This is a genomic window from Halorhodospira sp. 9621, from assembly GCF_022228055.1.
GTDB lineage: Bacteria > Pseudomonadota > Gammaproteobacteria > Nitrococcales > Halorhodospiraceae > Halorhodospira > Halorhodospira halophila_A.
The window spans coordinates 1-13,742 of the sequence record NZ_JAJNRD010000020.1; the positions used below are offsets into that span (position 1 = coordinate 1).

Sequence of the window (13,742 nt, forward strand, 5' to 3'; positions counted from 1 at the left end):
GCTCCTCAGGCTCCGGTTCGTCCTCTTCCGGCTCTTCGACCACCTCCTCCTCCGGCTGCGGCGGGGCGGCGGAGAGCTGCACCTCCACCCCTTCCGGGGCATGGCGCTCCTCGATCTGCTCTTCGGCGTCCCGGGGCACCCAGGCCAGGATGGCGGCGTGCGCGCCGAAGGCCACAGTGCCCGCAACCACCCAGTGGATCCAGCGCGGCTCCATCTCAGTGCTCCCGCCGGGTCATCAGCTGCATCCGCTCGGCCCCGACCTCGCGCAGGTCGTCCATGACGTCGAGAAGCCGTGCCGAATCGGCATCGGCGTCGGCCTTGACCTCCACCGGGCGCTCGGGCGCCTCTGCCAGCGCAGCCTTCAGCCGCTCGCGGAGCTGCTCACGATCATCGACGACGTCCTGATCCACGGCCATCTGCCCCTCGGCGTCAATCAACACCCGCAGGGGATCTCCCGCCAGCTCCGCCCCCCGCTCGCTCTCCGCCGGATCGACGGAAAGCGGCGAGTGCGGCTCAAGCGTTCCGGCCACCATGAAGAAGATCAACAACAGGAAGACGATGTTGATCATCGGGATGACGTTCTCTTCCGGCTCTCGGCGCGGCGGCTCGGGCAGCTTCATTCCGGTGCCTCCTCACGCAGTACGCCGACATCCTCCAGCCCGGCGGCCGCAGCACTGTCCAGGGCAAGGATCACGGCCCGCACCGGTGCCCCTGCGGCCGGAATGACCAAAAGCCGGCGTTCGGCGTCGTCCCTACCGACCTCCTCAAGGCGGCTGCGCAGGGCATCCGGGCCCACCGACTCGTCCCCCAGGCGGTATCCGTCGTTGGTGACGTAGAGCCGCAGCGGCTCCTCGTCCTGCGCTTCCTCGGCGGCCCCGTCGGCCGGCGCATCGACCCCGAAGGCCTGCCACTCGACGAAGGTCGAGGCGAGCATAAAGAAGATCAGCAGGATAAAGACGACGTCGATCAGCGGCGTCAGGCTCACCAGCCGCCGGCGGCGCGGCGCCTCCTCAATCCGCATGGCGCAGCGGCGGCGGCGCCGTGGTAAAGACCTGGGTGACCGAATCCTCGACACGGTGACGGAAGCGCTCGACGATGCGCTCGAGCCAGGTGAGCGCGGCCACCGCGGGGATCGCCAGCGCCAGCCCGGCTGCCGTGGTCAGCAGGGCCTCCCAGATGCCGCCGGAAAGCATGGAGGGATCCACCTGACTACCGGCTGCCTCCAGTTGGCGGAACGCCTCGATCATGCCGAGCACGGTGCCGAGCAGCCCCAGCAGCGGGCTGAGCACCCCGATGGCCTCCAACCCGCGCAGGTAGGCGCGCAGCTGTTCCAGCCGACCGCTGGCCAGCCGTGTCACCTCTTCGCGGATCCGTTCCTGGTCATCGGGCGACTCCAGCCGTCCGCGCATGGCCACGGCCAACGGCTCGGCACCCAGGTGCTTGCTCGCCTCCAGCCGCTGCAGGGCCTCCTGGGTCTGTCCGGCCCGCCAGGCGGCCAGTGCCTCGTTGAGCGTGCGCCGGTCGTAGAGCCGCGCCGCCGTGAACTGCCAGAGCTTGATCAGGATCAGGGCCAGGGTGAACACCGACAGGATGGCCAACAGGGTCAGCACGGGCCCGCCGTCGTCGAGGAGGGCCATCAGCCGCTCGATCAGGCTCCCGTCGGCGAAGGGGCCGGCCGTGTCGCTCTCACTCATGGGGCATTACTCGTGGGGGTTGTCGATAACCGGGATAGGTTAATGCTATTGCGAATCGTTTTCAATGTCGCGGCGGGGCGGCCGGGCCGCCTTGCCGGGACGCCCCCTACTCGCCGTCGGCGGCGTAGGCGAGCAGCTCCCAGCTCAGCTCACCGGCGTCGCTGAGTTCGTAGGCGAGCAGCGCCGAGCCGCCGCCGGTCTCGGTCTCGACGGTGGCGAAGACCCAGTGGTCCGAGAGCACGGCGCTGCGCTCCGTATCGATCACCAGTGGTCCCTTCAGGCGCGCGGCCTGATCGGCCAACCACTCGTCCCGCTCCTGCAGATCCTCAAGCAGGTACTGCTCCGGCGGGGCTTCGATGCCGGCCACCTCGAAGCGACGTACCACCTCGGTGCTCAGGCCGAACCGGGTCAGCAGCCCCTCGCGGTCCTCGTGGGCGGCCAACTCGGCCTCCAGCTCGTCGGCCCGCTCCTGGGCATCGAAGGCCACGAAGCTCAGCCAGCCGGTGATCGCCAGCAGCATCACCACCGCGGCGCGCCAGACCAGGCGCTCGCGAATCTGCTGCGGATCCCTGGGGTTGTTCGCCGAGCTGCGCTTGTCGTTCACGTCTCACCCTCCAGCAGTCGAAGCAGGTCCTTCTGGGTGGCCACTTGGCGCACCCCCCGGGAAAGCACCCGGTTGACCAGCTCCTCATTCTTCGCCTCACCCGGCCCGAACAGCGCCCGGGTCTCGGTGCTCACCCGGGCCTCTGAACTGTAGCGTTCGCCGTCGACCATGCCGCTGACCATCCACGCGCTCTTCAGGCTGGCCCGGCGGTTGAGGAAGCCACCCGAGCGCTCGTAATCGAAGGTGTAGATCTCCACCTCCAGGCGCCGCTCGGCCTCGCCGTCCCACTCGGTTACCGCAATGCCCTGCCGCTCGAAGGCCGTGGCCAGGCCGTCGTGGACGGCTTCGGCCAGCGCGGGCTCGCCGGCCAGCGTCACGCCGCCGGCCTCGTCCCGGTAACCAAAGATCTCGCGGGGCCGCCGGTCGATCACGCGCAGCGCCAGCCCGGCCGGCTCGGCCCGCTCGCGTTCCTCGATCTGCTCCGTCTCCGGAGCCAGCTTCACGGTCTGCGCGCCGGGGGCGCACCCGCTCAGGGCCAGGGCCGCGGCGCACCCCAGCATCAGCATGACTGCCACTGCTCTCATCGCTCTCGCCTCGCTCGCTGCCGCCGGCGGACGCCGGTGCGGCGTCATCCTACCTGATTGCCGGAGCCTTTTTGGAACAGATCCTGAATGGAGGGGAGCATCCGCTCGACCATGGCCTTGCCGATGCTGATCGCCTCCTCGGCGCGGTGGAACTCGAGCAGGCCGATGTGGGCCAGGCGGGGGGCAAGCATCAGCTCGGGCGGATCGCCGGCCATACGGCTGCGGGTGATGCGGTCCTGCATGATGTTCAGCGACCCGGCGAGAACCTCGAAGACCCCCGGTGCCTCGCTGCGCTCGGCATCCCGCGCCCCGGTCCAGTCGCCCCACAGCCCCACCAGGGTCTTGGCGCGGCTGCGCACGCCGGCGGGCAATTGCTGCAGCCAGCGTTCCGGATCCACACCCGCACCGGCGTGGTGGGCGCTCTCGCGCAGGTGCCGCCCGACCAGATCGCCGTTGAGGTTGACGGCGATGACCACATCGGCGTCGAGGGCCCGACAGACGCTGACCGGGACGGGGTTGACCAGCCCGCCGTCAACGAGCCAGTCGCCGCCTCGACGCACCGGGCTGAACACCCCCGGCAACGCACTCGAGGCGCGCACGGCGTCGGCCAGATCCCCCTCGCGCAGCCAAACCTCGGTACCGCGGCCGAGGGTCGTGGCCACAGCAGCATAGGGCATGGCCAGCCCCTCGATGGCCGCGCCCGAGAGGTGTTCCTGGTAAAAATCGTAGAGCCGGCGCCCCTCGATCAGTCCGCCGGTGGTACGCAGGGTCGGGTCGAGCATGCCCAGCACATCGCGCCGGGTCAGCTTGCGCACCCACGGCTCGAGCTCGTCGAGCTTGCCGGCGGCGTAGAAGGCCCCGACCAGCGCCCCGATGGATGTACCAACCACCACCTGCGGGCGCACGCCGGCCCTTTCCAGGGCGCGGATGATGCCGATGTGCGCCCAGCCCCGCGCCGAGCCACTGCCCAGCGCCAGGGCCACCCGCGGAGTCTCCCGGTTCTGGTTCACCATGCCTGTCTCTGCTGATGTTCCCTCTCCAGTTCACGCAGCATGGCGGGACTTGGCGGCGCATTCCAGAGCTGCAGGGGCGGAAAGCACAACCCGGGCCAATCGGCCACCGCTCGGGGGGGCGTGCTGCCGCCACGCAGCCGGCGGGCCGCCCGCAGCCACACCCCCGGCGAACTCCTCAGCCGCACTTCGACTCCCCGCAGTTGAGGCAGGTCAGACACCCTTCCATCTGCACCATCGCCTTGGTATGACACTTTTCGCACAGCTGCGCCCCCTCCGGGAAGGCACCGGACTCGCCATCACCGTTGTTCGCGGCCGGACCGCCGCCCTCAACCTCAGCCCGTTTCTGCTCGATGAAGCGCCGCTGGTGCTCGTCGAGACCCTCCGGCTCCATCATGCCGATCTCACGCAGGTGGGTCTCGATGACGTCGCCGATCTCGGCCACCAGCGAGGGCATGAACCGCCCGCCACGCTTGAAGTATCCGCCCCGCGGGTCGAAGACCGAGCGCAGCTCTTCGGCGAGGAAGGTGCAATCGCCGCCCTTGCGGAAGACCGCCGAGATGATCCGCGTCAGGGCTACGATCCACTGGAAGTGGTCCATGTTCTTCGAGTTGATGAAGATCTCGAAGGGGCGGCGGATCTCGTGCTCGGTCCCCGGATTAAGGATGACGTCGTTGATGGTGACGTACAGGGCGTGCTCCGAGAGCGGCGTCTTGATCTTGTAGGTCGAGCCGTGGAGCGCTTCAGGGCGCTCGATGTGCTCGTGCATGTGCTGGATATCGGCCTCCGGCTGCCCACCGGCGGCCTCCTGACCCTGCTCCGGCGCATCCGGCTCGTTGCGGACCACCTCGTAGTCGACGATGCTCGTCTCGATTTTCTTGGCCATTGCGTTGCTCCCCCCGCTTCGGGGCTGCGGTTCGGTTTCCGGGCTTAGGCAGTCTGCGGGTACCCGGCGTTGCGCACCGGACGGAGACAACCCCGTCCGGGCGTAGCGCGCCAGGGTACGGCGACTCAGAACTTGCCGTAGTACCCCTCCTTCAGCGCCTCGTAGAGGTTGGCGGCACTGTGGGTTTCGCCGTCGTACTCGATCTCCTCGTCACCCTGCGCCTCGATCACGGTGCCGTCCTCCAGATGGAAGCGATAGGTGGTCTCGGAGAGGTCCTTCTCCTTGACCAGCACGCCCTGAAAGACTTCCGGGTTGAAGCGGAAGGTCGTGCACCCCTTCAGTCCCTGCTGGTAGGCGTAGCGGTAGATGTCCTTGAAATCCTCGTAGGGGTAGTCCGTGGGCACGTTGGCCGTCTTGGAGATGGACGAATCCACCCAGCGCTGCGCGGCCGCCTGGATGTCCACGTGCTGCTTCGGCGTCACCTGGTCGGCGCTGATGAAGTAATCCGGCAGCTTGCCCGCTCCCTCTTCACCGCCCTCGGGTAGCGCGTCGCCGTCGACGAAGTGGCGGTAGGCAAGCAGTTCAAAGGAGAAGACGTCTACCGGCTCCTTGGTCTTGCGCCCCTCGCGGATGACGTTGCGCACGTAGTGGTGGGCGAAGGACGGCTCGATGCCGTTGCTGGCGTTGTTGGCCAACGACAGGGAGATGGTGCCCGTGGGCGCGATGGAGCTGTGGTGGGTGAAGCGCGCCCCCACTTGGGCGAGCTCATCGACCAGTTGCGGATCTTCCGCGGCGATCCGCTGCATGTAGCGCGAGTAGCGGCCCCACAGGACACGGCCCGGGACCTGCTCCCCGACTTCGTAGCCGTCCTCGCGCAGTTCGGGGCGCTTGCGCATCAGCTCCGGGGTCAGCTCGAAGAGCTCCTCCATGATCGGCGCCGGCCCCTTCTCCTGCGCCAGTTCGAGACCGGTGCGCCAGCCCGTCAGCGCCATCTGCTTGGCCACTTCCTCGGTGAACGCCACCGAATCGGCGTCGCCGTATTTCATGCGCAGCATCGTCACCGTCGACCCGAGCCCCAAAAAGCCCATGCCGTGGCGGCGCTTGCGCTCGATCTCGGCACGCTGCTGCTCCAGCGGCAGGCCGTTGATCTCGACCGTGTTATCGAGCATCCGCGTGAACACCGCCACCGCCTCACGGAACTCGTCCCAGTCGAAGCGGGCCTGCGGCGTGAAGGGGTCACGCACGAACATGGTCAGGTTGATCGAGCCGAGCAGGCAGGCGCCGTAGGGCGGCAGCCCCTGCTCACCGCAGTTATGGACCATCACGCCCTGGGCGTCGAAGGCGTTCACGCCGGGCACCTGCACATCGTAGACGTCCGCCTCACCATCGGCTTCCACCGAGGCGACCTCGGCGACGAAACGCTCGCGGTTGAGCCGGCGCTGATAGCCGCCGAGGGCCGCATCCAGCCGGCGGCGTTTGTCGGTATCCGCGAAGCCCACCTCGTCGCGGAAGGTACGCAGATTCTCGCCGGTGATGATCAGCTCGTGCTGGGCCCGGATCGGATACGCCCGGCGACCGCCCTGGCCGTCAGGCAATTCCGATTCACCGGCGGCCCTCCGGTTGGCGTAGATGCGCCCGACGACACCCAGGCGCAGCAGCATCCGCTGCACCGCCTCCAGGCTCGACTGGTCGGACTGCGCGAGACGAATGGAGACGCCCTTGTGCTGCCCACCCTGCACGGATCCGTCGGCATCGAACAGGCCGCGCAGGAAACCGCGATGGAATGCGCTGGAGGTGCGCTCGATGGCCTCGGTGGGGCGCTTGTCCTCGGCAGAGAGCCCCAGCTCGGCGGCCAGCGCACTGATCGCCGCCGTCGACAGGCGGAACTCGTTGCGTCCCGCCACCTCTCGCCAGCCGTTGAAATCCGCGCGGTGCTGGTGCGCACGCACCGCCGCTTCTGCAGCGGCCATGACGCCGTCCACGCCGCTGGCCTGCGGCGCGTTGGCGACCGCTGCAGGCCGCCACGCCGACAGGATGGCCTGACCGTCGCGCTCGACCGTCCCGTCGCCGACGAGCAGTCCCATCAGATAGCCGTCATCCTCGCTATAGGGGCCCGCCCATTCGGTGCCGGCACGATGGTCGTGGAGCACGACCTGGTCCCCTGCTGCCAACTCGCCGGCCGGGCACCACGCCTCCTCTCGCTGCCAGCGCGTGAGCCGGGTGACCCGGCGAACCTGGTGATCAGCGGTCAGGCGCAGGCTCATGCCATCCCGGGTGCGCAGGCGAACCACCGGCTTGCGGCCGGTGTGGAAGAAGCCGTCGGCACCGGTATCGTGATCCTCGCCGTGAACACGGGCCCGGAACGGTGTCCCGATCAGATCCGCCACCTGGCGCGGCCCCTGGTCCGTCTGGACCCAGGTCTCGGCCGTAACGCACGGGTTCGTGGCCCGGATCTCCTCGCAGAACCAGTTGTTGTTCAACTCGTTGTACTGATCGATGAGGATAAACCCGGGCTCCGCGTAGTCGTACGTGGAGGTCATGATCAGGTTCCACAAATGGCGCGCCTTGACTCGCCGGTAGATGCGGCAGGCCACGCGGCCCTCCCCATCGGTGACGTACCCCGCACGGGTGGGCCACTCGCGCCAGAGGACCTGCTCCGGATCCTGAAGATCGATCGCCTCGGCAGCGACCTCGTCCTCGGTCAGCGGGAAGGCCAGCGGCCACTCCGCATCGGCCTCCATGGCCTGCATGAAGGCGTCGGTGATCAGCAGCGACAGATTGAACTGGCGCAGGCGACCGTCCTCGCGCTTGGCGCGGATGAAGTCGGTCACGTCCGGATGGCCCACGTCGAAGGTGGCCATCTGCGCACCCCGCCGCCCGCCAGCGGAGGAGACGGTGAAGCACATCTTGTCGTAGATGTCCATGAACGACAGGGGCCCGGAGGTGTAGGCGCCGGCGCCGGAGACGTAGGCGCCGCGCGGGCGCAGGGTGCTGAACTCGTAGCCGATGCCGGCACCGCTTTTGAGGGTCAGCCCCGCCTCGTGGACCCGCTTGAGAATGCCGTCCATGGAGTCGTGGATGGTGCCTGAGACGGTGCAGTTGATCGTGGACGTGGCCGGCTTGTGGTCCCAAGCCCCGGCGTTGGAGATGATCCGGCCCGCCGGTACCGCGCCGTGGCGCAGCGCCCAGAGAAAGCGCTCATACCAATGCTCCTGCTTGGCCTCGGTCTCCTCCACCTCGGCCAGCGCCCGGGCGACGCGCTGATAGGTCTCGTCGATGCTGCCGTCGACCGGCTCCTCGGCCTTGGTCTTGAGCCGGTACTTCTTATCCCAAATGTCGAGGGAGGCGCTCTGGATCGGCACATCGCCGGCCGACTGGCGCATCGCCTGGACCTTGCTCTCGGCGCGCTTGGTCATGGATCGTCCCCCTTGCCTGAACCGCTCTATCTGAACCGCGAGCAAAAAAACCCCTGTGGGCCGGCGCGACGGGCGCTGGCCCCGATCTGGCGACGCTCGCGGGAAACACCATATGTAGTAGTTACCGGGAGAGGTTACCCCAACCAGTAGTGATTTCAAGTCTTGACAGGCGAGACGAGGATCGCTAGCGGAACCGCGGGCGCCGCCCCGGGAGGAGCCGCCCGGCCGGGCCGCGGCGCCGCAGCGGACCCACGACCGACGGGGTCAGTCCTCCGGCGAGATCCGCCGCCGCAGCACAGCCTTCTCCAGCTCCACGACACCAAAGAGCAGGATCCCGAAGATCAGCACCCGCAGCCACTCCTCCGGGCCCAGCCCGGCGGTGCCAAACAGTGCCTGCACCGGCGGGGCGTAGGTGAACAGCCCCTGCAGGACGATGAGCACGCCGATGGCGATCAGCACCGCCCGGCTGCCGAACAGGCCGGCGACGCTGGTCACCGGCTCGAGGATGTAGCGGGCGTTGAACAGGTAGAAGACCTGCCCCATGACCAGGGTGTTGATAGCCACCGAGCGAGCCAGCTCATCGCTGACCCCCTGCGCCTCCATGTAGACGTAGTGACCGAAGGTGCCGATCACCAGCAACACCGACACGAACAGGACCCGCCAAATGAGAAAGCCCGAGAGGATCGGCTTGGCCGGATCCCGCGGTCGGCGTTCCATCAACCCCGGCTCCGGGGGCTCGAAGGCCAGCGCCAGGGCCAGGGTGACGGCGGTGACCATGTTGATCCACAGCGCCTGCACCGGGGTGACCGGCAGGGTCAGCCCGAACATGATGGCGATGACGATGGTGAACGCCTGACCGCCGTTGGTGGGCAGCAGGTAAAGGATCGCCTTCTTGAGGTTGTCGTAGACGGTGCGCCCTTCCTCCACCGCGTGGGCGATGGAGGCGAAGTTGTCGTCGGCGAGCACCATCTCCGAGGCCTCCTTGGCCGCCTCGGTGCCCTTGTTGCCCATGGAGATGCCGACGTCGGCGCGCTTGAGCGCGGGGGCATCGTTGACCCCATCCCCGGTCATCGCCACGATCTGGCCGTGCCCTTGCAGGGCCTGGACCAGGCGCAGCTTGTGGATGGGCGTGGTGCGGGCGAAGACATCGGTCTCCAGGCAACGACGACCCAGCTCGTCGTCGTCCATGGCCTCGATCTCGTGGCCGACCAGCGGCCGGCCGCGGATACCCAACTGCTCGCCGATGGCTCCGGCGGTCAGGGCGTGATCGCCGGTGATCATCTTCACCCCGATCCCGGCCCGGTGGCACTCGGTCACCGCCTCGATGGCCTCCTCGCGGGGCGGGTCGATGATGCCCATGACCCCGAGCAGCACCATGCCCTCTTCGACGTCGGAGAAGAGCAGCTCGCGGTGGTCGGGGTCGGTCTCCTTGACCGCCACCGCCAGCAGCCGCTGACCCCGCGAGGCGATGCCATCGAGCACCTCCTGCCAGCCGTCCCGGTCCAGCGGGCGATCGCCGTCGGCGGTCCGCTCCTGGGTGCAGGCGGCCAGCACACGCTCCGGGGCGCCCTTCATGATCAGCAGCCCGCCGTCCTCGCGCTCGCGGTGGAGGGTCACCATGAACTTGTAGGACGACTCGAAGGGGATCACGTCCACCCGCGGGAAGGCGCGATCGAGCTCGCGGCGTTCGAAGCCGCCCTTGACCGCCGCCACCATCAGCGCCCCCTCGGTGGGATCGCCCTCCAGGCGCCAGTCGCCGTCCCGGTGGTAGAGGGCCGACTCGTTGCACAGGGCCACGCCGCGCAGCATCTGTGCCAGGACCGGCTCGTCAGCAGCGCTCACCGCCTCGTCGCCGTCGCGGTGGAAGGCCCCGTCGGGGACGTAGCCCACGCCACTGACTTCGTACGCCTGCCCGGCGGTGACCACGCTACGCACGGTCATCTCGTTGCGGGTCAGCGTGCCGGTCTTGTCCGAGCAGATGGTGGTGACCGACCCCAGGGTCTCCACCGCCGGCAGACGCCGAATGATGGCGTTGCGCCCGGCCATGCGCTGCACGCCGATGGCCAGCGTAATGGTCATGATCGCCGGCAGCCCCTCGGGGATGGCGGCGACGGCCAGGGCCACCGCGGCGAGGAACGTCTCGATGGCGGTGTAGGCCTGCAGGTAGTAGCCGATGAGGAAGGTCGCCCCGGCGAGCAGGACGATCGCCACCGACAGCCAGCGTCCGAACTCGGCAACCTGGCGCAGCAACGGCGTGGTGATCGACTCCACCCCGGCGATCAGGCTGCTGACCTTGCCGATCTCGGTGGCTTCGCCGGTGGCCACGACCACGCCCTGGCCGCGACCGTAGGCGACCAGGGTGCCGGAGAAGGCCAACGATTTGCGATCACCGAGTTCGGCGTCGGCAGCCACCGGCTCGTCCGCTTTCTCCACCGGCACCGACTCGCCGGTGAGCACCGCCTCGTCCAGGCGCAGGTTGCGTGCCTCGAGGATGCGCACGTCGGCAGGCACGCGGTCGCCGGCCTCGAGCAGGACGATGTCGCCGGGGACCAGGTCCTCGGCGTCGACGGTCATGCGCTCGCCGTCGCGCAGCACCACGGCCCGGGGCGAGAGCATGCCGCGGATGGCGTCCAGGGCCTTTTCGGCCTTGCCCTCCTGCACGTGGCCGATGACGGCGTTGATCACCACCACGCCGAAGATCACCGCACTGTCCAGGTAATGGCCGAGCAGTGCGGTGACCACGCCGGCAACGATCAGGATGTAGATCAGGACATTGTGGAACTGCTTGAGAAAGCGCCTGATCGGGCCCTCGCGCTCGGGCGGGCGCAGGCGGTTGGGGCCGTACTGCTCAAGTCGCTGCCCGGCCTCCTCGCCGGTCAGTCCGTTGCCCGGTTGCGCCCCGAGCCGGCGGACCACCTCGGCGCTCTCGCGTGCGTGCCAGTCCGCCCGCTCCTGGCCGGAGCCCTCTGCTTCCTCGCGCATACCACCTCCCGCCTTGCGGTTACCCGCCGATGCTGCAGTGTAGCATTCACCCCTCGCCGGGCTCCCCGGGGTCCGCCAGCTCCCGCTCGGCGTGCTGGAACTTGCGCAGGTAGCGGGCCGACTTGGCGGCCTGATCCAGCGCCCGGCGGACCGCCGAGAGGCGGTCGAGCACCGCCACCATGCGCCGCACCGGTAGCTGCCCGGCGGCGCCGGCGCGCAGCAACCGCTCCTTGACCGGCTGGTATTCGCGATCGAAGCCCTTCAGGGTCGTCTTCACCGCCTGCCGGTCCCAGGCATCGATCTCCGCGCCGGTGGCCTCGATGCCGCGGACCGCTTCGGCCAGCAGCCGGTCCACCGCAGTGGCCAGTTCCGGGTCATCGATACGGGTCTCGCCGTCGGCATCGAGCCGGGCCAAGGCCACGGCGCGCTCGGCCATGTTCTGCTGGTACTGCGTCACCCGCAGCAGGTGGGCCAGGCTGGAGCCGATGGCCGGATCGCCGTGGCTGCGCTCGATCCGGTTGGCGAACTCGTTGATGGTCAGCGCCAGCTGCTGCAGCTTCTGGTGCTCGGCCTCGAGCCATCTGCGCTGCCCCGCCCCGCCACCACTGATCGCCGCCGTGACCATGGCGCGGGCCATGGCGCCGGTGCGCTCGGCCTCCAGGCGGGCGGCGTCGAGGGCCAGCGCGGGGGTGGTCAGCACGTTGTCGTCCAGATAGCGCGGCCGGGTGTGGTCGTCCCGGCGGAAGCGCCGCCCCAGCCAAGCCACCAGGCGAGGCGTGGCCGGCCACATCAGGGCCAGCCCGAGGAGCATCATCAGGGTATGGAAGACGGCCAGCACCACCGCCTTGTGCGCTTCCAGGCCCAGCCAGGCGACGATGTGGTGGGCCAGCTCAAGCAGCGGCACCAGGGCAACCAGCGCCGCAAGACCGGCCACCGCGTTGAAGATCACCTGAGCCGAGGCAGTGCGCTGGGCGTTGGCGGTGGCGCCCAGCGTGGCGAACACCGCCGTGGAGGTGGTCCCCACCGCCGCGCCGATCACCGTGGCGGCCGCAGCCTGCTCGGGCACCAGCCCGCCGGCAGCGGCGGTCAGGGTGATGGCCAGCGCCGCCGAGGACGACTGCGTGAGCGTGGTCAGCACCATGCCGATCCCGACGAACAGCACCAGGCTCAACACCCCGTGGCCGGCCAGGGCGGCGAGCATGCCCGGATCGCCCACATCCGCGAAGGTCCCGCGCAGGATATCCAGCCCCAGGAAGAACAATCCGAACCCGGCGATGGCATCGCCGAGCGCCTGACGGCGCCCGGAGCCGGCGACCACCCGCAATCCCACGCCGAGACCGATGGCCGGCAGCGCCAGCGCCTGGAGGTCGACGTTGAAGCCGACCACCGCGACGATCCAACTGGTCAGCGTGGTCCCAAGGCTGGCGCCATAGATCACCCCGATGGCCTGCGTCAGGGTCAGCAGCCCGGCGTTCACGAAGCCCACCGTGGCGAAGATCACTGCGCTCGAGGACTGTACCGCGGCGGTGATCAGTACCCCCGAGAGCAGCCCGCGCAGCCGCGACCGCGTGGAGGCGGCCAGGATATCGCGCAGCGCACCGCCGGCCGCCGCGCGCAGGCCGTCGCTCATCAGCCGCATGCCCAGCAGGAACAGGCCGATGCCGCCCAGGAACGTGAAGACCTGCATGCCCTGCATTCAGCACTCCTGTCGCCGAAACTGTGGCGCCGCAGCGGGATGTTAGACTAAAGCGTCCACGGAAGTCGGTACCCCGATGATCAATCTGATCCTCGCCACGCTGCGCGACGCCACCCTCCTGCTGCTGCGCGGCCTGCTCGTCGTCACCCTGCCCCTGATCGCCGCGACCCTGCTTGCCCTCCAGGGAGCGGGCTACGCCTACGCCGAGCTCCGCGAGCTCGACTTCCCGCTGCGCCTGGCGCTGACCGCCTGGCTGACCGGGGTCGCCGTCGCCGGGGTCATTGCCCTGGGCACGCTGCTTGCCGCGGCCCAAAACGGTCTGCCCAGGACCCACTACCTGTCCGGGTTGTGGCGCCTGATGCGGCTGTGGGCGGTGCAGGCGCTGTGGCTGATCCCCGGGGCGCTGCTCGTCGCCGCCGTCGTCGCCCTGCTCGGTGACGCCGTGCGCGACCCGGTGGCCGAGTACGCCGGCCTGCGTGCCGCCGCCCCGTGGACCACGGCGCCGGCGCTGGAGATCGCCTCGGGGCTGGTGCTGCACACGGCCATGCTCACCATCTCGGCCACCTGGCTGTGGCCGCCGGTGGTCCTGCTGCGCAGCGACGGACGGATCCGCGAGGGCCGCCCCATCGCCCGGCGGATGCTCCAGCGCATCGCCAGCCTGGAGTGGTTCCTGGTGATCATGCTGATCCCGGTACTGGCGATCTCCCTGCTCTACCCGCCGGCGGGACTGCTCGGCCTGATGCTGATCGTCCTCTGCCCGGCGGTCACCGTTGTGGCCATCCAGCGCAGCAGCGACGCCTTCCGCCACGCCACCAGCGGCCGCTTCCCCATCGTCTGGCGCTGAGCTGACCCCCCTTGCCTTTCGGCGGG

General features: G+C 69.1%; 12 protein-coding genes. 1 reads left to right on the forward strand and 11 read right to left on the reverse strand.

What is annotated here, in order from left to right:
* The 11 genes from LRF89_RS09565 to LRF89_RS09615 form a co-directional block, all read right to left on the reverse strand.
* Positions 1-214 (reverse strand): hypothetical protein (locus LRF89_RS09565; protein WP_238636998.1); only part of this gene is annotated, 214 nt, incomplete at its 3' end.
* A 1-nt stretch (position 215) separates the two neighbouring features.
* Positions 216-620, reverse strand: a complete 405-nt coding sequence (locus LRF89_RS09570; protein ID WP_201243016.1) for an ExbD/TolR family protein — start codon at positions 618-620, stop codon at positions 216-218.
* Entirely contained in the window at positions 617-1,021 is a 405-nt protein-coding gene (locus LRF89_RS09575) for an ExbD/TolR family protein (protein ID WP_201168425.1), read from the reverse strand. The genes LRF89_RS09570 and LRF89_RS09575 overlap by 4 nt, the downstream gene beginning before the upstream one ends.
* Entirely contained in the window at positions 1,011-1,694 is a 684-nt protein-coding gene (locus LRF89_RS09580; protein WP_201168426.1) for a MotA/TolQ/ExbB proton channel family protein, read from the reverse strand. The genes LRF89_RS09575 and LRF89_RS09580 overlap by 11 nt, the downstream gene beginning before the upstream one ends.
* A gap of 106 nt (positions 1,695-1,800) precedes the next feature.
* Positions 1,801-2,298 (reverse strand): hypothetical protein, encoded by a 498-nt coding sequence (locus LRF89_RS09585; RefSeq protein WP_238636999.1) that lies wholly within the window; start codon positions 2,296-2,298, stop codon positions 1,801-1,803.
* Positions 2,295-2,882, reverse strand: a complete 588-nt coding sequence (locus LRF89_RS09590) for a YajG family lipoprotein (protein WP_238637000.1) — start codon at positions 2,880-2,882, stop codon at positions 2,295-2,297. Before LRF89_RS09590 ends, LRF89_RS09585 begins: the two co-directional genes overlap by 4 nt.
* Positions 2,883-2,926: 44 nt before the next feature.
* On the reverse strand, positions 2,927-3,895 hold the full coding sequence (locus tag LRF89_RS09595) for a patatin-like phospholipase family protein (protein WP_238637001.1): 969 nt from the start codon (positions 3,893-3,895) through the stop codon (positions 2,927-2,929).
* A 175-nt stretch (positions 3,896-4,070) separates the two neighbouring features.
* Positions 4,071-4,778 carry a TSCPD domain-containing protein gene (locus tag LRF89_RS09600; protein WP_201168431.1) on the reverse strand — a complete coding sequence of 236 codons (708 nt, stop codon included), beginning with the start codon at positions 4,776-4,778 and terminating at the stop codon, positions 4,071-4,073.
* A 125-nt stretch (positions 4,779-4,903) separates the two neighbouring features.
* The gene (locus LRF89_RS09605) at positions 4,904-8,194 is read right to left on the reverse strand and encodes an LAGLIDADG family homing endonuclease (protein WP_201243019.1); all 3,291 of its coding nucleotides are present in this window, start codon (positions 8,192-8,194) and stop codon (positions 4,904-4,906) included.
* A 264-nt stretch (positions 8,195-8,458) separates the two neighbouring features.
* Positions 8,459-11,176, reverse strand: coding sequence for a cation-transporting P-type ATPase (locus LRF89_RS09610; RefSeq protein WP_238634946.1), 2,718 nt, complete (start codon positions 11,174-11,176; stop codon positions 8,459-8,461).
* A gap of 46 nt (positions 11,177-11,222) precedes the next feature.
* Complete coding sequence (locus tag LRF89_RS09615; RefSeq protein ID WP_201168436.1) at positions 11,223-12,872, reverse strand: Na/Pi cotransporter family protein; 1,650 nt, start codon at positions 12,870-12,872, stop codon at positions 11,223-11,225.
* Between the two features lie 76 nt (positions 12,873-12,948).
* Here LRF89_RS09615 and LRF89_RS09620 point away from each other — a divergent pair, with 76 nt between their 5' ends.
* The gene (locus tag LRF89_RS09620; RefSeq protein WP_201243022.1) at positions 12,949-13,716 is read left to right on the forward strand and encodes a hypothetical protein; all 768 of its coding nucleotides are present in this window, start codon (positions 12,949-12,951) and stop codon (positions 13,714-13,716) included.
* Positions 13,717-13,742: the final 26 nt, after the last annotated feature.